Annotated in this window: 19 protein-coding genes; 12 read left to right on the top strand and 7 right to left on the bottom strand. The window is 40.2% G+C overall.

From position 1 onward, the window contains the following. The first annotated feature begins 59 nt into the window (after positions 1–59). The 7 genes from AC3WTJ_RS18735 to AC3WTJ_RS18705 all read left to right on the top strand — a co-directional run bounded on the left by AC3WTJ_RS18735 (position 60) and on the right by AC3WTJ_RS18705 (position 8,957). Positions 60–1,415: an aminotransferase-like domain-containing protein gene (locus AC3WTJ_RS18735; protein WP_492523093.1), complete on the top strand. Its 1,356-nt coding sequence runs from the start codon at positions 60–62 to the stop codon at positions 1,413–1,415. Between the two features lie 70 nt (positions 1,416–1,485). Then, entirely contained in the window at positions 1,486–2,940 is a 1,455-nt protein-coding gene (locus tag AC3WTJ_RS18730; RefSeq protein ID WP_492523092.1) for a spore germination protein, read from the top strand. Positions 2,941–2,964: 24 nt separating this feature from the next. Further along, positions 2,965–4,053: a GerAB/ArcD/ProY family transporter gene (locus tag AC3WTJ_RS18725; protein ID WP_492523091.1), complete on the top strand. Its 1,089-nt coding sequence runs from the start codon at positions 2,965–2,967 to the stop codon at positions 4,051–4,053. After that, on the top strand, positions 4,050–5,132 hold the full coding sequence (locus tag AC3WTJ_RS18720; protein WP_492523090.1) for a Ger(x)C family spore germination protein: 1,083 nt from the start codon (positions 4,050–4,052) through the stop codon (positions 5,130–5,132). Before AC3WTJ_RS18725 ends, AC3WTJ_RS18720 begins: the two co-directional genes overlap by 4 nt. Before the next feature lie 101 nt (positions 5,133–5,233). Then, positions 5,234–6,319: a GerAB/ArcD/ProY family transporter gene (locus AC3WTJ_RS18715; protein WP_492523089.1), complete on the top strand. Its 1,086-nt coding sequence runs from the start codon at positions 5,234–5,236 to the stop codon at positions 6,317–6,319. Between the two features lie 5 nt (positions 6,320–6,324). Beyond that, positions 6,325–7,809, top strand: a complete 1,485-nt coding sequence (locus AC3WTJ_RS18710; RefSeq protein WP_492523088.1) for a spore germination protein — start codon at positions 6,325–6,327, stop codon at positions 7,807–7,809. Next, entirely contained in the window at positions 7,806–8,957 is a 1,152-nt protein-coding gene (locus AC3WTJ_RS18705; RefSeq protein WP_492523087.1) for a Ger(x)C family spore germination protein, read from the top strand. Before AC3WTJ_RS18710 ends, AC3WTJ_RS18705 begins: the two co-directional genes overlap by 4 nt. 7 nt (positions 8,958–8,964) lie before the next feature. Here the strand turns inward: AC3WTJ_RS18705 and AC3WTJ_RS18700 are convergent, their stop codons facing one another. Further along, positions 8,965–9,135, bottom strand: coding sequence for a hypothetical protein (locus tag AC3WTJ_RS18700; protein ID WP_181646452.1), 171 nt, complete (start codon positions 9,133–9,135; stop codon positions 8,965–8,967). Between the two features lie 75 nt (positions 9,136–9,210). Here AC3WTJ_RS18700 and AC3WTJ_RS18695 point away from each other — a divergent pair, with 75 nt between their 5' ends. From AC3WTJ_RS18695 to AC3WTJ_RS18680, 4 genes are all read left to right on the top strand, one after another. Then, the gene (locus AC3WTJ_RS18695; protein ID WP_492523281.1) at positions 9,211–10,722 is read left to right on the top strand and encodes a spore germination protein; all 1,512 of its coding nucleotides are present in this window, start codon (positions 9,211–9,213) and stop codon (positions 10,720–10,722) included. Further along, the gene (locus AC3WTJ_RS18690; RefSeq protein ID WP_492523086.1) at positions 10,719–11,906 is read left to right on the top strand and encodes a Ger(x)C family spore germination protein; all 1,188 of its coding nucleotides are present in this window, start codon (positions 10,719–10,721) and stop codon (positions 11,904–11,906) included. The genes AC3WTJ_RS18695 and AC3WTJ_RS18690 overlap by 4 nt, the downstream gene beginning before the upstream one ends. Continuing rightward, positions 11,903–13,000 carry a GerAB/ArcD/ProY family transporter gene (locus AC3WTJ_RS18685; protein WP_492523085.1) on the top strand — a complete coding sequence of 366 codons (1,098 nt, stop codon included), beginning with the start codon at positions 11,903–11,905 and terminating at the stop codon, positions 12,998–13,000. Before AC3WTJ_RS18690 ends, AC3WTJ_RS18685 begins: the two co-directional genes overlap by 4 nt. 145 nt (positions 13,001–13,145) lie before the next feature. Continuing rightward, positions 13,146–13,583, top strand: a complete 438-nt coding sequence (locus tag AC3WTJ_RS18680; RefSeq protein ID WP_492523280.1) for a GerAB/ArcD/ProY family transporter — start codon at positions 13,146–13,148, stop codon at positions 13,581–13,583. A gap of 458 nt (positions 13,584–14,041) precedes the next feature. Here the strand turns inward: AC3WTJ_RS18680 and AC3WTJ_RS18675 are convergent, their stop codons facing one another. The 5 genes from AC3WTJ_RS18675 to AC3WTJ_RS18655 all read right to left on the bottom strand — a co-directional run bounded on the left by AC3WTJ_RS18675 (position 14,042) and on the right by AC3WTJ_RS18655 (position 20,587). Beyond that, positions 14,042–14,971: a TniQ family protein gene (locus AC3WTJ_RS18675; protein WP_492523084.1), complete on the bottom strand. Its 930-nt coding sequence runs from the start codon at positions 14,969–14,971 to the stop codon at positions 14,042–14,044. Between the two features lie 338 nt (positions 14,972–15,309). Beyond that, complete coding sequence (locus AC3WTJ_RS18670) at positions 15,310–16,860, bottom strand: tyrosine-type recombinase/integrase (protein ID WP_492523083.1); 1,551 nt, start codon at positions 16,858–16,860, stop codon at positions 15,310–15,312. 66 nt (positions 16,861–16,926) lie between these two features. Further along, on the bottom strand, positions 16,927–17,949 hold the full coding sequence (locus tag AC3WTJ_RS18665) for an AAA family ATPase (protein ID WP_492523082.1): 1,023 nt from the start codon (positions 17,947–17,949) through the stop codon (positions 16,927–16,929). A gap of 15 nt (positions 17,950–17,964) precedes the next feature. Continuing rightward, on the bottom strand, positions 17,965–19,923 hold the full coding sequence (locus AC3WTJ_RS18660) for a hypothetical protein (protein ID WP_492523081.1): 1,959 nt from the start codon (positions 19,921–19,923) through the stop codon (positions 17,965–17,967). Beyond that, positions 19,916–20,587, bottom strand: coding sequence for a PDDEXK family nuclease (locus AC3WTJ_RS18655; protein ID WP_492523080.1), 672 nt, complete (start codon positions 20,585–20,587; stop codon positions 19,916–19,918). Before AC3WTJ_RS18655 ends, AC3WTJ_RS18660 begins: the two co-directional genes overlap by 8 nt. A gap of 152 nt (positions 20,588–20,739) precedes the next feature. On the opposite strand from AC3WTJ_RS18655, the gene AC3WTJ_RS18650 reads away from it, so the two are divergent. Then, a complete protein-coding gene (locus tag AC3WTJ_RS18650) occupies positions 20,740–20,994 on the top strand; it encodes a helix-turn-helix domain-containing protein (protein ID WP_492523079.1) in 255 nt (84 codons plus the stop codon). Positions 20,995–21,062: 68 nt separating this feature from the next. On the opposite strand, the gene AC3WTJ_RS18645 is transcribed toward AC3WTJ_RS18650, so the two are convergent. Then, a complete protein-coding gene (locus tag AC3WTJ_RS18645; protein WP_492523078.1) occupies positions 21,063–22,058 on the bottom strand; it encodes a DGQHR domain-containing protein in 996 nt (331 codons plus the stop codon). Between the last annotated feature and the right edge of the window lie 17 nt (positions 22,059–22,075).

Here is a 22,075-nt window from a genome sequence, read left to right as displayed (position 1 = left end):
CTACAATATAGAAAAGAGCAATCTGTACCGATACAGATTACAACTAAGGAGCTTGTCCGATGTACATGTATTTGAAGCTAATGAATGAGCTGGAGGAACTGATACAGAAGGAACCTTATAAGGATGGACAGAAACTTCCTTCTATTCGCACGCTTTCGGAGAAGTATACTTGCAGCACAAGTACGATCATTAAGGCGCTGAATGAGTTGGAGATGCGTCATCTCATCTATGCGATGCCTAAGAGCGGCTATTACGTGGTCAAAGGGATGAACGCCGCTCAGGATGAAGCGTCTCCAATTTTGAACTTTTCAGCTGCTGCTCCCGATCCAAACGTATTTCCTTATTTGGATTTTCAGCATTGCATCAATAAAGCGATTGACACCTACCAGAAGGATTTATTTGTATATGGCACTGCCAAAGGGATGTCATCCCTAATCGAAATCGTGCGTAAGCAATTAATGCGCTACCAGGTGTTTACGGACGAGCGGAACATCTTTGTCGTATCCGGGGTTCAGCAGGCGTTATCACTCCTTGCCGCTATGCCATTCCCTAACGGAAAGCAGAAGGTGCTGATTGAACAGCCCAGCTATCATCTGTTTATCGAGTATTTGGAGACGCGTCGCATGCCGGTTATCGGGATAGAGCGCAGCTTTTCGGGAATAGATTTTAATAGACTGGAAAATATTTTCCAAACCGGGGACATCAAGTTTTTTTATACCATGCCGCGGTTTCACAATCCTTTGGGCTGTTCCTATACGAGCAAAGAGAAGAAGCGGCTTGCTAAGCTTGCTGCCAAATATGATGTCTACATCGTTGAGGATGACTACCTCGCAGACTTCGAACAGGACAGTAAGGCTGATCCCATTTTTACGCAGGACGATTCATCACATGTCATTTATTTGAAAAGTTATTCCAAAATCATTTTCCCTGGTTTGCGCATCGGCATTGCGGTTATTCCTGTTCAGCTCGCTGAAACATTCAGGCTGTACAAGAAACAAGATGATATCGACAGCTCCATGTTGTCGCAAGCCGCTCTTGAAATCTATTTGCGCAGCGGAATGTTCGATCGCCATCTTGCCAAAATCCAGAGAAGATATACAGCAAGGGCGAAGCTGCTCGATGCAGCACTTACGAAAGAAGCTGCCCGCAGTGGAGGTGCCTTCACTTACGAACATTCTAAATATCCGTTTATACATACACATATCTTATTGCATCAAACAATTCCTACTGAGAAGCTTATCGCTAAATTAAAGAAAAACTCAATTCTGCTGGAGTCTATGGACAGGAATTATTTGCAGAATTTCGAGAGGAAAAATATAGTGAAGCTAAATGCTACGAACGTGAACGAGGATGAGATTGAAAGAGGGATAGAACGGATTTGCGCTGTCATAGCGGAGTCGATTCGCTTGCATTGATTTTGTATAATTTTCCACTAGGTGTGACACAATGAAGTGAGAAATTATATGGCGAAATGAGTGATTAAAGTTGAAATCAGTCCCTCCATTATGGAAGGAGCTAAGTCAATCAGCGGATTTCGTATGCTACGAACATCAAATGAACACAGTTCCTTTGTACATCGGTTATTTCAAATCACTCATTGAACCACAAGTCTTACAGCAGCATATCCTCGGATGCTTAAGCAACAGTTCAGATAAATCCTCCTTGGAGGATTTATATCCTAAGTTCCACGTAGCGGAGAAAGAGATTTCTTCCGATTGGGATTTCGTCCAAAACAAGATTTATCAAGGATATGTTGCGATTCAATACGGCAATCAAAGCCTACCATGCATTTTGGTCAACGCAGCTTCATCCAATGGTCGTAATGTAACCAGTCCTGAAGTTGAATTCACCGTGGAAGGGCCGAAAGAAGCTTTTGTTGAATCATTGGACATCAATTTGAACTTGATTCGCAAGCGAGTTCCCAGTCCTGATTTACGTATAAAAGAGTACACGGTAGGGAGTTTAGGTAAGTCAAGAGTTGCGATTTGTTACCTGGAAGGATTAACGAACAAACAATATTTACAAACATTCATTAAGCGCATTGAGGATGTGCAATTTGATCAAATTACGGATAGCTCTTTGCTTCAACAAATGATCGAAGATAATTCCAACTCCATCTTTCCCCAGTCAATCGGGACAGAAAGACCTGATTACGTTGCGTGGGCCTTATCTTCTGGGCAAATATGCGCAATGAAGGATGGTTCCCCGAGTGCGTTTTTTGCGCCGGTCAATCTGTGGCAATTTTTCATTACTTATGAAGATTATTATTTGCCATGGATTGTTGCTTCTTTATTACGGTTGATTCGCATGTGCTCAGTCTTGTTTTCCGTCTTTGCCTCCTCCTTTTATGTTGCCGTAATGACCTATCACGGACAAAGTATTTCCAATGTCTTTTTGCCCACGATCGTTTCTTCGAGGATCAATGTACCTTTTCCACCAATCGTGGAAGTCATCATTATGGAACTTGTTATTGAATTATTGCGGGAAGCTGGCGCTAGATTGCCTACGAAAATCGGACAGACTATTGGCATCGTTGGAGGTATTGTTCTTGGTACGGCGGCAGTCGAAGCTGCGCTTACAAGCAATTTCTTATTGATTATCGTGGCGCTATCGGCATTGGCCTCGTTCACAACACCTATTTTTCGCATGAGCGCTACCATACGAATTCTTCGGTTTCCCTTTATTATCGCAGCACAAATATGGGGGTTATTAGGTATTTTTATTTGCACGATTACCTTGGTTGCACATCTGTTGAGGTTAACATCTCTCGGGATGCCGTACTTGGTTCCATTTTATCCTTTCCGCACTTCCGATTTATATGATACCGTCATTCGTCCGCCATATTCCAAATTTCACCATCGACTAAGCTTTCTCCGAACACTCAACCCCACAAGATTTGATAAGAAAAATACCAACGAAAAACGAGACATCGATGATTGAAACAGCTCTGGGAGTGACATAACGATGAAATCAAATGAACATCCACGATTTACAATATCACCTTATCTGGTATTCGTTTTGATACATAGCATGCAGTTCGGACCCGAATATCTGTCCATGTCGAACATTCCGATTCAATTGGCTGGTCAAGATACCTGGATTTCTATTATCCTCTGTGGACTCAGTTTCCACGTCATTATTTGGATGATGTATCAAATTCTTAACCGAAATGAGACGGATCTCATTCAAATCCATCAACGATTTTTCGGGAAATTGGCGGGTGGGGGTCTTAACTTTATCTTTATCATTTACTTCTTGCTCATTGCCAGTTTTCAGCTGCGTTTTTTTATAGAAATCATACAAGTATGGCTATTTAAAGATCTTGAAACATGGTCATTAGCATTCGTTTTGCTCCTGCTAGTCTATTACATTGTTACAGGGGGTTTTCGAGTTATTGTAGGTATTTGTATGTTTAGCTTATTGCGAATTGTAACTATCTTAGCCATGTTTTTTCCTGCGGATTATTTTCATTTCAATAATTTAACTCCTCTATTCGATCATTCGTTAAGCGAAATCGTCAATGCAGGCAAGGAGATGACATTTCCCTTTCTAGGCGTGGAAATGCTCTTTTTTTGCTACACATTCATTAAAACTCCTCAAAAATCTCAAAAATGGGCTCATTTCGCAAATGTCGTCACCACAGTTTCTTACTTACTCATTATTTTCTTTTCCTTGTTATTGTTTAAACCAGAACAATTAGCCGTAGAAATATGGCCGCAATTAACCAAATATAAATTTATTCAATTCCCTTTTATTGAACGATTTGACTATATTGGCGCTGCTGCACAGCTATTGTGGGTAGTTCCTATTTTGTGCTTCTGTTTCTGGGCTGCAAGCCGAGTGTGTAAACTCATGTTTACTGTGAAACAAAGAAGTGCCTTGCCGATCTTATTAATTCTCGTTTTTGCGGCGGTATGCTTCATTCCAGATCATTCTCATATTGAAGTCGTTCAAAAAATGCTATACGATATTGGATTTTACCTCATCTATGCGTATATTCCATTTGTATTTTTAGTTGACGTTATCAGAATGAAAGTGAGAAGAACTGTATGATTCGTTTCTTTTACTTCCTAGTGCTCATCGCGAGTGTGCTGTTGACTGGATGCGTAAAGCAAGATGTTATTGACAAAATCACGATTTCATTCACCGGCGCTTTCGATGAAGCACCCGATGATCAAATTGAATTTACGATTGCGGCAACAAAGTTTCAAGCCGATAAATCCCGGACTGTTTCTAATGCTTTGTACTCAAAGGTCGGACATACAAGCAAGAACATTTTGGAAATAATGGATTTGCAATTAAACCGTCCTATTAAACCCGGAAAAATATCAGTCCTCTTAATCGGAAAAGAATTGGCGGAAAGAGGGTTGGCGGATGAATTAGACGTGATCTTGCGGGACGCTATAGCTTCACGAAGGATGTATGTGGCCATTGTTGATGGCAAAGGAAAGGAGATATTGCAAGCAAATTTCAGCTCGAATGAAGAAAAAGGAATGTATTTGTATAATTTACTCGACACGAATGTACGCACTGGACTTGTTCCGAGGCAGAACCTTCACGATTTTGAGTACGCTTATTTGGGGAAAGGAATGGACCCCTTTTTTCCGCTTCTTACCTTACAGCCGAACGGTCAAGTTCAGATTTCCGGATTGGCATTATTTAAGGATGACAAATACGTACTGTCACTTAGCGAAAAGCAAATGCGCGTTATGAAGCTTCTACTTGGAAATGTAAGGTACGGCACACTTGAAACGAAGCTGGAGAATGGACCGTACATGGCAATCAAGAATATCGGTTCAAAAGTGAACTTTCGCGTTGGTAAAGAATCGAAAAGTCCGAACGTGACCATAAATCTGAGATTAAACGCGGAAGTTATCGACTCAAAAGGGATGGCGTTAACCAAACAAGAGCAGCTGAGAATAACAGAGAGTTTCGAAAAGGATTTAACTACAACCGGTTTGGATCTTTTACAATTATTTAAAAAAGAAGAGATCGATCCCCTCGGATTAGGTGATTTCGTGAGAAGCAAAACGCGAAAGTGGAACGTTGAGGCGTGGAAAGAGGAATATCCAACGATGAACGTTAAACTGAATGTGAGAGTAGATCTAACGGAGATCGGAATTAGGAAGTGAACGAGAAATATAAGTGCATAATAAATGTAACAATGGGATAAATTACAAAAGATTCTTTTCGTCATAACTGACCATTCATAGCTGCATGTGAGGAAAATAATATGGACGGAACACAAGGGAAAATTGGGATTATATCCATCATTATGGTCATGATGCTGTTCAATGGTTTGACTAGCCATGTAATTGTTAATCCGTTGGTTTTGGATACATCGGGTAGAGATGCTTGGATTTCTGTTCTACTGACGGCTGTTCTCTACCTGCCGTGGTGCGCACTTCTTGTTTATATTATGAGAAAATCAGGTCAACAGGAGCTGCGGACATGGTTGGCAAAACAAACAAGCCCGCTTATAGCTTGGTTCATTCTAGCTCCGATTTGCGTGGAACTGTTTTTGATTGGAGGCATGACGGTTATCCAGACGGAGGTATGGACCGTCACCAACTATTTGCCTGCAACTCCTCAATATATTTTAATAATTACGTTAGTTTTGGTTTGTTACTACTCGGCCTATAATGGCATTCGCACGATAACCATAGTTGCGGGTATCTTACTTCCTACGGTCGTCTGCCTCGGATACTTCGTTTCCATTGCCAATATGCCGGAGAAAGATTACGCGCTTCTCAAGCCTTTTCTTGAACATGGTTGGCAGCCGGCTTTGAACGGTATGGTTTATACAGGAGGAGCATTAGTGGAGATTATGCTGCTGCTATTGTTCCAACACCGTTTTAAATCGAAGATACGGGTCTGGCAAATGCTGCTGCTCGGTGTGATTCTCGTATACATTACATTAGGTCCTTTGGTAGGGGCAATCACGGAATTCGGACCTCAAGAAGCTGCCAAGCAGATGGTATCTCCGTATGAGCAATGGCGCCTTGTCAAAATTGGTTCGTATATCGAGCACCTCGATTTCTTATCTGTGTATCAATGGTTAGCCGGAGCAACGATACGCATCAGTCTCTCACTTTTTTTATTAGCTGAAATAATTCCGAATAAAAAGGCAGAAATGCGGCGTTGGTTCATTCTGTTAATAACACTTTGCACCATTATATTTTCAATGATTGTAACACACCAAAATTCGTTCTATTTATGGATGTATAAAATTTATTTTCCTGCAACTTTGATTTTCACTCTAATCATAACAATTGTTTTAGCCGTTATTGCATGGATGGCCAAACCCACCAAGGAGTGAGCAGCATGAGCGTTAGTGTTACGCAATCTGGCGATGTAACGAAAGAGCAGATGGTTCGACAATTGTTCGCAAACTGTTCTGACGTTCAAATTCAGACTTACTTATTTGGTGAGGATGACCCGTCATCCACAATTATGATGATCTATGCCGAAGGTTTATGTGATGCCGTTCAAATAGGGAAAGTTGTCCTGCCGGGATTGAATCATGTTTATAAAGAAAATGGCTTCGAATATCTGCAAAACGGATATGTGCTTGGCTCTTTACCGCTCATTTCCTTTGATGGAGAAGCAACTGAGCAAGAAATGACAGATTGCGTCTTTCAAGGGGATCTTCTCCTTGTTTTTGCAGGTTCGGATGCGATGTATAAACTTAATATTTGTAACCGTCCTCAGCGGGCTCCTGATGAATCAAGTATCGAAATTTCGATCAAAGGGCCGAAAGATGGATTTGTGGAAGAGTTCTCGACGAATATTGCCCTGATTCGCAAACGGATTCGAAGCAATTCGTTATGCTGTGAAACGTTCATTCTCGGAAGAAGAACGAGAACGAAAATCGGACTAATGTATATTAAGGACATTCTTGCTCCAAATATTTTAGAGGAAGTTCGTACTCGCTTAAATAAAGTCGATGTCGATGGCATTTATAGTATCAGCCAGGTGGAAGAAGCACTTACCGATAAGAAATTTGCGCTATTTCCGATAACGGACTTTACGGGTAGGCCCGATTATGCAGTTAACTGCTTGTTGTCCGGGCGATTTATTCTTATTATCGACGGCAACCCCTTGATCTTAATTGCACCTGGGACGTTTTCGTTGATTATGAAATCCCCGGAGGATATTCATTTCAGTTTTCAATACGTAGCTTTTGCTCGCCTGATCCGTTTTTTAAGTTTCTGGATGTCGATTCTCTTGCCTGGTTTCTGGGTGGCCCTTACTGCGTTTCACCAAGATCAAATTCCATTTCGGCTTATGGCGACAATATCGGTAGCGAGAAGCGGTCTGCCTTTATCAGCACAAATGGAAATGTTTACATTGCTGTTCCTCCTAGAGGTTTTTCGAGAGGCTGGAGTACGATTGCCTAGCTCCATCGGACAAACTCTGACAGTCATCGGTGGGTTAGTTATTGGGGATGCCTCCATACGCGCAGGGTTGGTTTCGCCTTCAGTGGTGGTGGTTGGGGCAATTACTGCAATCATGGGAGCTACGCTTGTTAATCAGACCTTGGGCACAGTCGTAAGTGTCATCAGGTTGGTTATTTTTCTAGCTTCAGCCGTCATTGGCATGTATGGTCTCATTTTGGGAATGGTTTTGTTGATTATTCACATGTCCAGGATCAAATCGTTCGGGATCCCTTTTTTATCCCCGTTGTCCCCGCCTAATTATAAAGACCTATTTAAGAGCTTTTTAAGGTTTCCGTGGGCTAAAATGCGTTTTCGTCCGCAAGAGCTGCACACGATCGATTCAGATCATAAAGGGAAAGATCCCGAATGAGGAAAGTCGGTCTTTTTCTAATCGTCCTAACCTTTCTGATGGTCCAAACGGGTTGTTGGAACTCCAAAGATATTCAAACCATGGCCTATGTAACAGCGATCGGATTGGATTACGAAAATGGAAAATATGTCACCTACGTACAGGTGCTCAATTTTGCCAATGTGTCCAAAACCGAGTCATCACAGCTAGGGAAGAATATCCCTATATGGATTGGGAAAGGAGAAGGGGAAACGGTCACTGAAACGTTTAACGCGATTTATGCGACTTCCCAACTGAGAGTGTATTGGGGGCATGTGAAATCAATTGTGTGCACGGAAAGATTTCTAAAGAACGGTAAAAGAGTCAAAGAGGCTTACGATATGATAAACCGCTATCGGGAAATCCGTTATAACGTTCTGTTGTACGGAACAAAAGAATCGTTAAACGATTTATTTCGGCAGAAATCGATTCTGAATCTATCACCGACAGATTCCTTGCTGGACAATCCGTCACAAATCTATTCTCAGCGTTCGTATATAACGCCGCATTACGGTTTCAAGATTATTTCAGAGATAAATGAACCAGGGCAATACGCCATGCTTCCTTCGATCGCTCTTGACAAGGGAGAATGGACCGAAGATAAACAGCCCAGATCGATGTTTAGAATCGATGGGGCGTATTATTTAAAGGACAGTCAATCCCTAGGGTGGATGTCTGAAAAAGAGTTAGAAGGTTTTCGATGGCTACAAGAAAAACTATCGCGTTCCCCGATCAACATTCCGGATACGAAGAAGCCTGTCGCAGCAATTGTAATCATTGAGCCGAAATCGCGTATTTTACCTTCAATTCGAAATGATAAGGTGTACTATACGATTAAATTAAAAGTGAATGCCTATGTAGATGAAATGGTTGAGGATATTTCTCCAGAAGATATGCGGAAACTTGCTGAGAAAGTGATTGAAGGTCAGCTCAGAAAAACGTATGAGATAGGGCTTAGCAGAAAAATTGATGTGCTGCAATTAGGCGAGCGGCTTTACAGGAACTACCCGGAAAAATGGCATGAACTCAACCGACGCAACGACTTCAATTTGGATGCTGATTCCCTAGATAAAGTGGAGGTCAAAGTTAAACTGCAGCACACTGGCAAGTATAAAGCTAGAGCGCATTAACCCCATCTCATTGCCGTTTCAATTCCTTGAATTTCTGAATGAAATGCTTTCCTTTTAGATGATACCAAACGATAACAGGGGCGAAGAAGTTGATGCCCAGCACACTGCCAACAACAATCCACATAAACCACTCCGTGTTTAGGATAGACAGATAGATGGGGGAATGGTAAAAGTCCATTCAAGCTGCTCCTCTCTATGATTGGGGATTTTGTATTAGTGTAGCCAGCGACGGGGGGTCACATCCGTGCAGGAAATGAAGCAAGAACGCGTAAAGATAACTTGGCCTGACAAAACCGCGGCCATTGAGGAATTGTTAGGCCATAGTGTCGATCTGCAGCGACGTGATTTTATGTTTTGCGGTAATCCGGAATTTCCCGGGTGCTGCTTCTATTTGGAGGGACTGGCGGATGCGACTGTCATTGACACAGCGCTCAAGGCGCTCGTCGTCTCGGGAAACGAACTGGTGGAGGAACCGGAACTGCTGGCCACGGCGGAGGAAATCATCAGCAGCTTAATGTTCAATGCATCAATCCGAGCATGTGATACGTTGGCTAAAGGTGTGGAAGGGATTCTGACCGGCGACACACTCTTCCTGATAGAAGGCGTGGAACAAACGCTGCTCGTCAGTTCGAAAGGATGGAAGGATCGCAGCGTAGAAGAGCCTTCCTCGGAAAATAACGTCCGTGGTCCGCGCGACGGCTTTACGGAAAGCATCCGCACAAATACCGCGCTTGTCCGTAGAAGGATTAAGGATCCGATGCTGCGGATGGACGGGATGGTCATCGGGACAAGATCGAAGACGGATATCAACATCGCTTATATCCAGGACTTGGTCAAAGAGGGGCTTGTTGATGAGGTGAAGCGGAGACTTTCTCGCATAAAGATCGATGCGATTCTCGAAAGCGGCTATATCGAGGAAATGATTGAGGACGCACCGTTCTCTCCGTTTAATACAATCCAGAGCTCGGAACGGCCGGATAAAGTAGCTTCTGCCTTGTTGGAGGGGAGAGTCGCCATCTTTACAGACAATACGCCCGTAGTTTTAATTGTGCCCACATTTTTTTGGCAGTTCATTCAAGCGCCGGATGACTACTATAACAGGTACTGGGTAGGTACTTTTTTTCGCATTGTACGTTACCTGGCCTTCTTAATATCTTTGATGCTGCCTTCCATCTATGTGATGCTTGTTTCCTTCCATCATGAAATGATTCCGACAGCGCTTGCGCTAACGATTGCTTCCGGGCGTGAGGTGGTGCCATTCCCCGTACTGCTCGAAGCCGTCATGATGGAACTTGCTTTCGAGCTCATGCGCGAAGCCGGACTTCGCATGCCGAAGCCGATCGGACAAGCGGTGAGCATCGTCGGCTCGCTTATTATTGGCCAAGCGGCGGTGCAAGCAGGATTGGTATCGCCCTTCATGGTCATCGTCATCGCCATTACCGGGATTTCCTCTTTTGCGATTCCCAGTTATTCTTCATCGCTTGCGCTGCGCATTTTCCGTTTTCCTTTGCTCATCGCTTCGGGTACTCTGGGACTGCTAGGATTCTCCGGCATGTTCTTCATCCTTCTGCTTCACGCACTCTCAATCCGTTCTTTCGGCGAATCGTATTTGTCGCCAGCCAGTCCTTTCCGCGAAGTGGATCAGCGGGATATGATGCTCCGATTTCCGCTTTGGATGCTTGATCAGCGGCCGGCATTCGCCCAAGATACACAGCGGATGAGCGATCAACAGAAGCCGCATGTGCCGGAGGAACAAGAGACATGAGAAGACTAGTTTGTTTATTCCTAGTGATCTTGCCTATGCTGCTTACAACATCTTGCTACGGTTTGCGGCAGATCAACGAATTGGCGATCGTCACAGCAGTCGGTCTGGACGTTGGCAAAGAACCCGGCAGCGTCAAACTGTCCGTGCAGATTATTCGTCCAGCGGATGCTCGAGGGCAGACGGGCGCGCCTTCTGGCGGTACGGGAGAGCCGATTTATTCCGTCAGCGCCGAGGGAAAAAGTATTTTCGAAGCCATTCGCAATCTGGGGCATTTTACTTCGCGGCGCGTCTATTGGGCGCACAATTTCTTGATTGTGATGCACGAAAGCTATGCCCGCAGAGGTATCGCAGATATGATTGATTTTTTCACCCGCAACCATGAACTTCGCATGAATACATGGGTCACTGTAACGCCGGATTCACCGAGTGAGGTTATCTCGACGATTACAGGCTTGGAGGTTGTTCCCGGCGAGGCGGTTGACCGCCTGTTCCGCAACGTGCAAATCGTAGGACTTGCTCCCGCCAGTAATATGATGAATTTGGAAGAAGCCTATTTGAGTCGGTCCGTGGAACCAGTCGTTGCCCAAGTACGGCTCGTACCCAGGGGAATTTCCAATAAGAGGCCAGAGCAGCACGGTTCGATTAAGCAAGTTGATTTGGAGGGAGCAGCGGCTTTTGTAAATGACAAGATGGTCGGATGGCTTTCACCGCAGGAAACCAAGGGCTTAATGTTTTTCTTGCAAAAACTGAAAAGCGGTATTGAAGTGATTCCATGCCCAAATAATCAAAATAAGATTGTGACAATGGAATTTAAAGATATTGCCTTCAAAGTAAAACCATCCTATTCGGATAAGCTTCCTAACTTCCATATTCGGCTAAAGATCAAAGCAGATGTAGTGGAGAACAACTGCGGGGCTCCCATGACGGATATACGTGAAGAGACCGAAGAAGCATTTGAGGCTAAGCTGACCTCAGAAATTCAAAGCGTCTTGAACAAAGCACAGCAGCAATACCATTCCGACTTTCTGAAACTCGGAGACGTATTTCGCAACAAGTTTCCGATGGAGTGGAAGCAACTCGGCTCCAACTGGGGGGCTGCGTTCTCCGAAGCGCAAACAACCGTTGAGATCAAAACAACGATTAAATCAACCGTGCTGAAAGCAGCAGAGCAGGGGGTTAAATGAGAAAACTACAGATTACCAACGGCATGTTCATTGCAATGGTTGTCAACGTGATCTTCGCCAAGGCGATCGGTGTAACGCAAGGCGTTCTGGCACGTGCCATCGGCCAAGACATGTGGGTAGCAACGCTGCTGGGAACACTCCAAGGCGCGGCCATGATGTTTGTGACTTACATCGTTCTTCGCAGAACTCCGCATCTGAATTATATTGAACTCAGCGCGCTGCTGCTCGGCAAATGGTTCGGCAAAATCATAGCGTTATTGATTTTCGTCTTCTTCTTGGGGGAATTCGGACCGATCATGATTACTTTCGTGTATCATTTGAAGGATTACTTTCTCCCTGAGGCGCCGGTCTGGCTTTTTACGGTATCTTCGTTGATTGTTGGCGCGATCGGCTGCTACTACGGCCTCGAAGTGATGGGGCGTATTGCACTGATCGGTCTACTTTTTATTTTTCTGTTGAACACACTGATTATTCTTGGCTCAACCAATGAATTCGATATTCGAAATTTACTGCCGTTTCTCGAGCATGGCTTTCTCCGGACAGCAGCCGCGAGCCTGCACTTTGATGTGGATTGGGCGCTTGCCGTCATGCTCAGCGCGCTAATCATCCCGTACGTAAACGGTACGGCAGCACGTGGCGGCCACCTAAGTGTCATCAGCATTCTTGCAAGCGGCATGTTGGTCATCATCTGGGCAATTCTTGAGGGTGCGGTCTTATCAGCGGAGGTAACGAGCCAATACACGATCTCCTGCATGAAATTGGCGAGGAATGCGCATATCGGCAATTTTTTGCAGAGATACGAAATGATTATGATTGCGCTATATTCCGTTTCGGTTCTGTTCGAAGTCATGTTTTGTATCTATGGTTCCTCAGTTAGCCTCGCCAGAATTCTGGGCTTGAAGAGTAATAAAACAATGATCCTGCCTGTTTGCCTCATTCTTGGTGTGTTCGGGACATGGATAGTAGAGGATCATTTTCGCGCAATTGATTATTTGGAACACGTTTGGCCAAAAATTGCGCTGCCTGTCGCATTCGGACTGCCGCTGATTCTGCTGGGGCTAAGGCTGCTTCTTCGGAAGAAGCTTGATGCTTGATGGTGTTGCTTCGTCCTAAGATATACCCCTTGGCGGCCGTAAATGAAATGAGGGATACTAAAAGGAAAAGTCTGTCGAAATTTAAGAATAATGACTCCATGGAGTCCAGAGTGCAGGGAAGGCACGTGGCGGCCACCTAAGTGTCATCAGCATTCTTGCAAGCGGCATGTTGGTCATCATCTGGGCAATTCTTGAGGGTGCGGTCTTATCAGCGGAGGTAACGAGCCAATACACGATCTCCTGCATGAAATTGGCGAGGAATGCGCATATCGGCAATTTTTTGCAGAGATACGAAATGATTATGATTGCGCTATATTCCGTTTCGGTTCTGTTCGAAGTCATGTTTTGTATCTATGGTTCCTCAGTTAGCCTCGCCAGAATTCTGGGCTTGAAGAGTAATAAAACAATGATCCTGCCTGTTTGCCTCATTCTTGGTGTGTTCGGGACATGGATAGTAGAGGATCATTTTCGCGCAATTGATTATTTGGAACACGTTTGGCCAAAAATTGCGCTGCCTGTCGCATTCGGACTGCCGCTGATTCTGCTGGGGCCGGCTAAGGCTGCTTCTTCGGAAGAAGCTTGATGCTTGATGGTGTTGCTTCGTCCTAAGATATACCCCTTGGCGGCCGTAAATGAAATGAGGGATACTAAAAGGAAAAGTCTGTCGAAATTTAAGAATAATGACTCCATGGAGTCCAGAGTGCAGGGAAGGCGTAGAATTGAATTCGAAATTTCAATCATCAAAAAATTCGTAGTTAAGAAAACAAATCCCTTACCCTAGTTGGGGCTAAAATTGATATTTTTGACATGAATGAAAGAGCAATGCTGCCTTGATCTTCAAGGGGATGGATACAAACAGAATTTCAACCCGACCGTTATAGTGAGTACATGCTCACAAAACCCGTATTTTATACACATGTCTGTAAAGCTGGTTTAGTCCATGATATAAATGAACTTCTATGGTGTCTAGCGACACAAATTTCCCAACATTAATGACACAAATTCCCCTACATAAAAAAATCAGGTTCTTCTGCGCGTCGATTATTTTACAACAGATATTATTCTTAATCTATACAGTCCAGAGAATCTTCTTATACAGTGACTATGCTCAAATAGAATTGTTCTAAGTAAAAATTTCTCAAATGTTATGAGGACATCTCTAGAAGTATTGTATATTTCGTCGTAAAGATTAATTTCTACTTCTACACTACTACTATTATTTAAATTATTTGTAAATGTTAATCTAGTACCTCCTTTATTTTCGTTTTCCATCGATGCAAATAAATGATCCATAATTTTATTCCTGTTTGTATCATTCAAAACCAATTTTTCTTGTAATATAGTGTTTTCTAATTTGCTAAGTGAATTAGAATTCATCGAGAATCCACATAATATTCGTTCATCTCTTATTGCTAATTCGTGTGTCCAAGATTCCATAAAACTGTAACCACTTTTTTTTCTTACTATGCTCTCTCCACAATTGCATAAGAAACCTGATTCCAATTCATGTTGAGGAAGTAGATAAGGAATATCATTACTACAATTTTTACATAGTTTCTCGAGTTTGCATAAGTGAAAAGGACATTTTTCAAAAAGCACAACTTGATGTAGAAAACTATGGAAACCTTGACTGATGCATTCAGTGCAATATACCAAGTTTTCATTAATAATGTTTTTGGATTGGATAATTTTAGGTACAACTCGATAAACCGATTGAATAGCATCACGTTTGTAATGTTCAAGATTTATCCCAATTGCCTCCTCAAGCAAATCTACGTCTAATCCATCAAGTGAATTAATGTTTCGAAACCTCTTCCCTAATTTTCCTGCTTTTATCTTCTTGGCCTCAGTACTTCCATACGACTGGAGTAACTGTTTGGTATTTATTTGGTTTGCATATTTTATTTTTTCTAGTATCGACCACAGAGATTCACTTGGGTGAATCCACTCTCTGTTCCATGTTAGGCTCATTTATTTACCACACCTTCTAATTTGTGTATATTTCTTATACTACTAGAGGTCCACATTCCCCTGCTGTTCCCCGAAAACCCAAAGCGGATGTACCCTTAGCCTGCTCTAGAGCGCCATATCTGAGTTGCTTAGTGACTTCATCGTCAATAGGCATGTTCTTATTAACTCGCTTGTACGGCGGCTTGAGGCGGCATGTACCAGGGCCATTTGGCTACACACTCAATCCCAATTACAAGAACATCATGATCATCCTGAAAACAAACATAGCTGCACACGCGGAGCAAGCTACTACGGGGGGAACTAGTCTCCGCATGCTTCTACGATCTTCATTTCACAATTCAATGGCTCTGTGGCAACGAAATATTCAATTTGTTCAGAATATCCAAAAACTTATGTAACTTGGGTTCAAGAATTTCAATCATTCTGAATCTACCAGCTAATTTATGTTGCTCAATTTTTGTTTGAAGCTCAGTAATCTGGACTTTGTAATATTCAAAAAAAGTATTATCTATATAAAAGCTTGAGCATTTATACGAGATACAAGGCAAATCCACCATTTGATTAACATACATACAATGTGTCTTAGGGGATTTGATGCAATATCCATGCTCTAGTCTTAACTCCTCAAAATTCCGACTTAACCAATCAAGTCTAACTCCATTTTCTAAAGCTTGATCATTTAAATTAGTTGTTTCAACAATTCCTGTATTCGCATTTAATCTTACTGCGTTCAATGCTAAAGAGTTTTCCCAATGATTTTGTCTAGTTAAATCGTGAATTTTAGCATAAGTAACAGCCATTAGTGGAGTGGTATTTGATTGAAGTTTTTGAACATCAATAATACTTAATCCATTACTAATCTGTTTTAGACCATATCTATGTTTAAACGCTACGGAGCTAAATTTATATACATTTCCCTTTTCATCACGGATGTTATTCTCGCGTGCAAAGGAGTTTAATTGACGTATTACACATGCATGAAGATATGGCTTACCTCGCCATTCAAATTTGCCTTTATATTTTAGAAAAAGATACTGTCCCGAACTTTTATTTTCAGGATAATCATCATTTACTTGCTGCCGTTGTTGTCTAACTAATTCTGCAATATTTTCTCGAATAGGTACTTGAATTGCTTTAGTTCGTTCACTTTTAAGCCAAATGCCATCTTCACCTTCTATTAAACAATTCAACTTAAGATTTAATAGGTCAATGAGATGAAGTCCTGTTTCTTCCATTAACAACAATATAGTTACATATTGTGGATCTAGAAGCGAGATTTTATCTAGTATCTGATTCCAAATATAATCAGTAACATGTTTATAATCTGTTATTTCACGAGGTCTAAGCTTTGGACGATCTTCTTGATATATTAAGGATCTCACAGGCTTTAATGGTGCATCATCCCATTCGTATCTTTGCATAAAATAAATAAAGTTTTCAACATTAGCAACCATGCTCCATAGATAAGAATCTGAGGGCTCCTGATTTCTAAGTAGACTTTCACCACCCATTGGTTTATTTGCTATTTTCGAAAAATAACCTTCAATATCTGATCTTGAAAGTTCTTTTAAATCGACCCAGTGAGGATATTTCTCGAATAAATAAGCAAAAAAGACGTTTAGGCGGCAAACGTCTTGTATTGCGGTATTCCAACGCACACTATCGGTATCAATTAAGCGCTCTTTTACATAGCGCTTAACTAAAGGCCTAAAATTTTCATGAATTTTAGTAAAAGTAATAAAATAATCTGTCCGTGTTAAATAGTGTGGAATACCAATTTTTCGAACATCCCATTTATCTTGCTCAAGTTCAGTCAAGTAATCTGGGTTGAGATTATTTTTGTTGTTACCATATTTATTTTCAGTCGCAAGTATTTTACCAACCTTCAACAGGTATACCCCCAAACCTAGTGGAATACTCTAAATCCTTTCCATCAAGTTCCATGAATATACCTTCTACTTGTCCTTATTTATCTTCTTCCTAATTTCTGATGAAACATAGTTTGACTTTAGAATTGCTTCCATCCAATTACTTTTTGAAATCCAATGTTGAGATTTAGAGCTGTTTTTACCATAATCAATAAAAATAATTTTTATAGCTTTTACCATGTGCTGCATAGGTATTTCAAATGTTCCTTTAATATTATTTTTTTGACGCAAACTTGAGAAAATCTCATAAATATCTTTTGCAAACTTCTCAAGTCGCACCCCTGTTGCAAATGCTTCTGGAAAATAAAATCTGGTAAATGACCAACCACTGCCTAACGGATACTCACTTTCAGTATCATAACATTTCAAACAAGTTTCAATATCTTCAACAGACTTAATTCCTGAAAACTTGTGCTCATCAATCATGAATCGTTGAATAATTTGATCAGTATTTCCTCTACTGAAAATTGTTTTTTGTGAGTTTAGTTGATCTTGTCCCACTAAAAAGATAGTTAATGTAGTTTGTACCTTTTCAAGTTTATTAAAATAGTCGATTAGCCACTCGTAATGTTGCTCATCAAGACATTGTGCCTCATCTATGAATAAAATTACTAATCGACGGCTGTTTTGTTTACCAAGTTCGGTTAAGAAGTGAATCAATCTTTGCCTCTTCGCGTTTAATTTTCCTACTAAGGCAAGGTCATGATCCATGTCTGAAAGAAGGGTTTCAATAAACTCCTCTTCTTTTGCTATTTTTGAGTGAAGACTCACAATATGAAATATTGGGATATTTTCTTTGAAATAGTGTGGAATATTTTTAACCAAATATTTAATCATCCATGTTTTTCCTAATCGCGGTCGGCCGAAAATCGTTGCTCCAGTCGTTCGTAATTGTACCCATCTGCAAACAGATGCAAATAGTTTAACAATCTCATTTGTTGGTATTTGATAATCATCTGTATCGATGGGATGGCTGCCTGATGGGACATCGGGTCTGTTCAAGTCAAATATAATTAAATCATCTGAGACTTTAGCTAACGGTTTCGACATGCGTTTCACCTCACATTAACAAATTGTTTTTAACATACGTTTGAATTCAGCAAGATCGTCCTCATTACTATTATCATTCTGATTATCGATCTTATCTATTGTTTCAGTTTCAAATACGATTTCATTTTCCTCAATAAGAAGCATTCCATCATTTTGAGTATGTTCTTGGTTATATCTTTGTAGAGCTGCTAAATGATTTCTGGTTGTTTTATCTGTAGTAGCTTTCTCTTCCCAATACTTTTCTAGAGCCTCTACCGGGGAATCATTGAAATCTAATCTGATCTTATCTTCTCTAACAAGTTTATTGATTGTTTTCCTTGTCCTTAAAGAATGCGGCCTTTTCCCCCATCCGCCTCTTGCTTTTAAGAAATCGAGCTCTTGACCATCTGGTAAAAATGCTCGAATAATCGAGATATCATCAATATTAATTTCGATAATGATTTCAGTCCCAACAAGACTAAAATTCCTAGCAACAAGTGTGCTTGTATATTCTACACCTTCATAGTTAATGTGAGGTCGTTTACCAGACTTTTTAGAACCTCTGATAATTCTTGTGGTTTGAAAGTTAAAGAAACTTACATCTGCACGCTTATTTTCATCAAGAACTCGTGGTAACATATCGCGATATTTAATTCTTTGTTCCATTGCCGCGAGTGGACTAATCCCAAAAATTGAATGTTTTTTGGAATTGTATTCTGCAATTACCACTTCAATTAATTGTTCAAGTTCTTCTGCTTTTGCTTCAATATTTTTAGCCAATTTCTCAGGGTTTTTCCTTTTAGGATCTTTAGGATTACTACCAGTTGTAATACCTAATCTTTGTATGTGATTTTGTGTTAATAGGCCGAAGAATCGTTCAATTATTGATCTTGCTTCTGGAAATTTCGCTTTTCCAGGGTTCACCGAACAATTGAGAAGACCAGTTAGTTTATTCCTAACAATATCAGCTAAGTTTGCGAATGCATTGTCTAGTTTTAATTCTGACCAGACCGCCCAATTTGTTTCGGGAATTACTGCTGTTGGAAAACCTATTGTATCCGGATATTTTAAACCTGGTATCGTGAAATTCATTGGTTTCCAAGGAACAATTGCTTTTTTTATGCAATGTAGGACATCCGCAGATGAATACTCAGGGCTCAAGCATAAATGGTATCCTAGGACAACTCGTGTTGCTTCGTCCATGATTAATAAAAACCATATTCTACGCATTTCCTCAACAACTTCGTCACCATATATATTAGTGAATTTAATAGTTAAGATTGCATCCATCTTGTGACCATCAAAATGAACACATTCATAAGGTATAACCCTTAATTCCTTATGTGAAGATTGGCCGTCCAAATCTTCCAATCGTCTTTCAGTATCTTCTCCGAACCGGCTACTTGCTTCGGATAGATTATCATTTATTAAATCGTCAACAAATCGGTATAAAGATCTAAGACCTTTGTCTTTTGTATTAAATGGATACTCATTGAGCTTAATCCCTTGTGCACGACAGAGTTTGAGGAATTTATCATCGCGTAGATCTTTAACTCTAATTATTCGATCTGCTACTGGACGTTTACGTCGGTTAAGAACATACTCTTTAATCATTTTTTCTATGTCAGGGTACTCCTCTAGCAACTTTTTGAATGCTCCAGTAAGTTTCTTGCCGTCAAATCCTTCAGTATCACTTATTCTCACATATGATTCACCAACGCGTTTATGTGAAATTAAAGCTCTGAATCCCCATAAAACACCTTCATTGTCTCGTTGTAAACATTTTTTCACAAAATTATTTAACTCTTTCCTCTGAATGCCAGTAATTTGAGTTATTTCTTCGATAGATTTTTCATTATCCAAATACATCTCAACTGCCGTTTTTCTATTTTCAAAAACTTCTTCCCGTAAATCGAAATATACAGTTGGCCATTTAGTATAATCAAGATCATCAATTGAATATTTAATGTTTTCAGTAATTCTAACTCTACTCAACTAACCACACCTCCGTATTAATGCCTACCGTAGTGGAGCCTAAGTTTGCATCAAGTACTCCTTCGTAAATTAGGTTATATAAAGTATCACGAACACTTTGTTTACTTAGATGTGGTAACTGTATCTCTATATTTCTGATAGTGGATTTCTCATTCAATTTCAAAATATTAATAATACTTTTGCGTTCAATATCATTCTTAATTTTACGATTATCGATATATGGCAACATAATTTTATAATTATTTAGGAGCAACTTATTCTGATAAATAAAATCTTCTGAATGCACTTCGTAAGGGTGACCAAATGAAAAGCACCATTTGCGTTGCTTTTCAACTTGTTCGGATGACCGTTTTGAAAAGTCTTGATGGTTTTGATTTAAGTCAGCTGCATATTTAACTTCGACGAACTTGTATTTATCGTCAATTGTCATAATCCACATGTCAAAAATTGTATCTATCCACTCACCGTTTACAGCCTCTTGAACGTGCAGAGGTTGTTCGCAAAAATATTTTACATTTTTATCAAATTCAATCAGTATCCAATGATCATATTCGAGGTCACTATAAAGAAAAACATCACGTTGGATTTTAGAGCTGTATTTAATCCAATTATTATTACCATACCTTCCGTTGCGCCTTTTTTTTATAACCGGTTGAGTATACAATTATGATCACCTTTTCCTTCATTGTTGGTTATTTTCTCCAATAAGTAAGATTTATAAACAGAAACATAATATTTTAATCTATGATCATATTATTTCTCGAAATGGTAATACTAGATTATGACAAATCGTGTTAAGGAAATGAGGTTGAATCATTGAGTAATAATGAGTTATATAAAAAAGTTGGTGGAAACATTAGAAAAATTCGTATTAATAGTGGAATATCGCCTTTAGAGTTGGCAAATAGAATATCACTTTCTCGTCCCTCAGTTATTAATATTGAAAATGGAAATCATCGTATCCAATTACACACACTTTTTCAAATTGCAGAAGTATTAAAGGTTAATGTTATAACGTTAATAGTTGAGAATATTGAAAATAGGATTGAAAGTGAAATTAGTGAATCATGAGTGTCATAATTAATAAACAAAAAACAATCTCATTATTAGGAGATTGTTTTTTTGTTACAAAGTATTTCTTATGAAAGAATTAAATCAATAAGATCAATTGATAATGATTTTGAACCATTCATCCCTTTGATATATTTTAATGGTCCCTGAGTTGACCAGTCGATGTGCTTGAGTTTTGAAATTGCCTTCTTAATCCCAGTGTAATCAAATTGTTTTTTATTTTGAGAAGTGCACATTTTTAAGATTTTAGAACCAGCAATTGAAAGCGCATCGAGACATACAATATGGGTTATTCGATAGCCATTGTAATCTAACCATTGATTTGGGAAAGCTTCCTTTAAAGCATTATAATAGTTGATTGCCATATTTAACTTTTCTTCTTTAGAGAAACCAATAATCGCAGGATCCTTAATAAGAAGATGTAATGTTCTATAAATGTTTTGTAGTGTTATATGCCGTCCTTTATTTCTTTTGCCAATTATGCTGCCAATATTATAAAATGGGCTTTCTTGTCTTACTAAAAGTTCGGTTGCAATCCAACTCAATTCATCTGAATCTCTTCGCAAAAACTTACTTAGAGAAGATCCAATCCCTCGTGCTTTTGTATTGATTGTATCAAATAATTTAATCTCTTCATCCTCATCTAAGCAATGAAAGGCCAAAAATGGAACATTTATTTCTGAGTTCGTTTCTTGCATATAACGTTTAATTCCGCCAAGACGATGCTGACCATCCATCAAGGATGCTTTCCCTTTACAAATTAGCCTTCCAAATTGCGGTCTATGCTTATCATAGCTAGAAAATTCCCACAAGGATCCAGCATTAAACAATATTGGGGTAAATAGAGCATCTTCTCCCTTTGAAAGATACACAGCAAAATCATTGCAGCGTTTGAGGTCGACTGGTCTTTGATATCCTTTACCAGAGGGTTCATCATATGGTTTAACAAATGTTAAATTAAGTGCAATTGAAGCTGAAAAAGTGCTTTGATATGTTACTTTCCCTCGCATTTTGCTTTGAATTACATTTTCAATCACAATTGGGCTTGGAAGTAAGTTATTCATGATAGCATTCTCCTGAG

The organism is Paenibacillus sp. FW101-FHT12H11 (genome assembly GCF_058790355.1).
Note: the sequence above shows the minus strand (reverse complement) of the source record. Positions and strands in the feature narration are given on the sequence as shown.

What these genes read in the sequence shown, in the direction of transcription:
- AC3WTJ_RS18735 (WP_492523093.1), top strand. Translation starts at nt 60, where the DNA reads ATGTACATGTATTTGAAGCTAATGAATGAGCTGGAGGAACTGATACAG.
- AC3WTJ_RS18725 (WP_492523091.1), top strand. Translation starts at nt 2,965, where the DNA reads ATGAAATCAAATGAACATCCACGATTTACAATATCACCTTATCTGGTA.
- AC3WTJ_RS18720 (WP_492523090.1), top strand. Translation starts at nt 4,050, where the DNA reads ATGATTCGTTTCTTTTACTTCCTAGTGCTCATCGCGAGTGTGCTGTTG.
- AC3WTJ_RS18715 (WP_492523089.1), top strand. Translation starts at nt 5,234, where the DNA reads ATGGACGGAACACAAGGGAAAATTGGGATTATATCCATCATTATGGTC.
- AC3WTJ_RS18710 (WP_492523088.1), top strand. Translation starts at nt 6,325, where the DNA reads ATGAGCGTTAGTGTTACGCAATCTGGCGATGTAACGAAAGAGCAGATG.
- AC3WTJ_RS18705 (WP_492523087.1), top strand. Translation starts at nt 7,806, where the DNA reads ATGAGGAAAGTCGGTCTTTTTCTAATCGTCCTAACCTTTCTGATGGTC.
- AC3WTJ_RS18700 (WP_181646452.1), bottom strand. Translation starts at nt 9,135, where the DNA reads ATGGACTTTTACCATTCCCCCATCTATCTGTCTATCCTAAACACGGAG.
- AC3WTJ_RS18695 (WP_492523281.1), top strand. Translation starts at nt 9,211, where the DNA reads ATGAAGCAAGAACGCGTAAAGATAACTTGGCCTGACAAAACCGCGGCC.
- AC3WTJ_RS18690 (WP_492523086.1), top strand. Translation starts at nt 10,719, where the DNA reads ATGAGAAGACTAGTTTGTTTATTCCTAGTGATCTTGCCTATGCTGCTT.
- AC3WTJ_RS18685 (WP_492523085.1), top strand. Translation starts at nt 11,903, where the DNA reads ATGAGAAAACTACAGATTACCAACGGCATGTTCATTGCAATGGTTGTC.
- AC3WTJ_RS18675 (WP_492523084.1), bottom strand. Translation starts at nt 14,971, where the DNA reads ATGAGCCTAACATGGAACAGAGAGTGGATTCACCCAAGTGAATCTCTG.
- AC3WTJ_RS18665 (WP_492523082.1), bottom strand. Translation starts at nt 17,949, where the DNA reads ATGTCGAAACCGTTAGCTAAAGTCTCAGATGATTTAATTATATTTGAC.
- AC3WTJ_RS18645 (WP_492523078.1), bottom strand. Translation starts at nt 22,058, where the DNA reads ATGAATAACTTACTTCCAAGCCCAATTGTGATTGAAAATGTAATTCAA.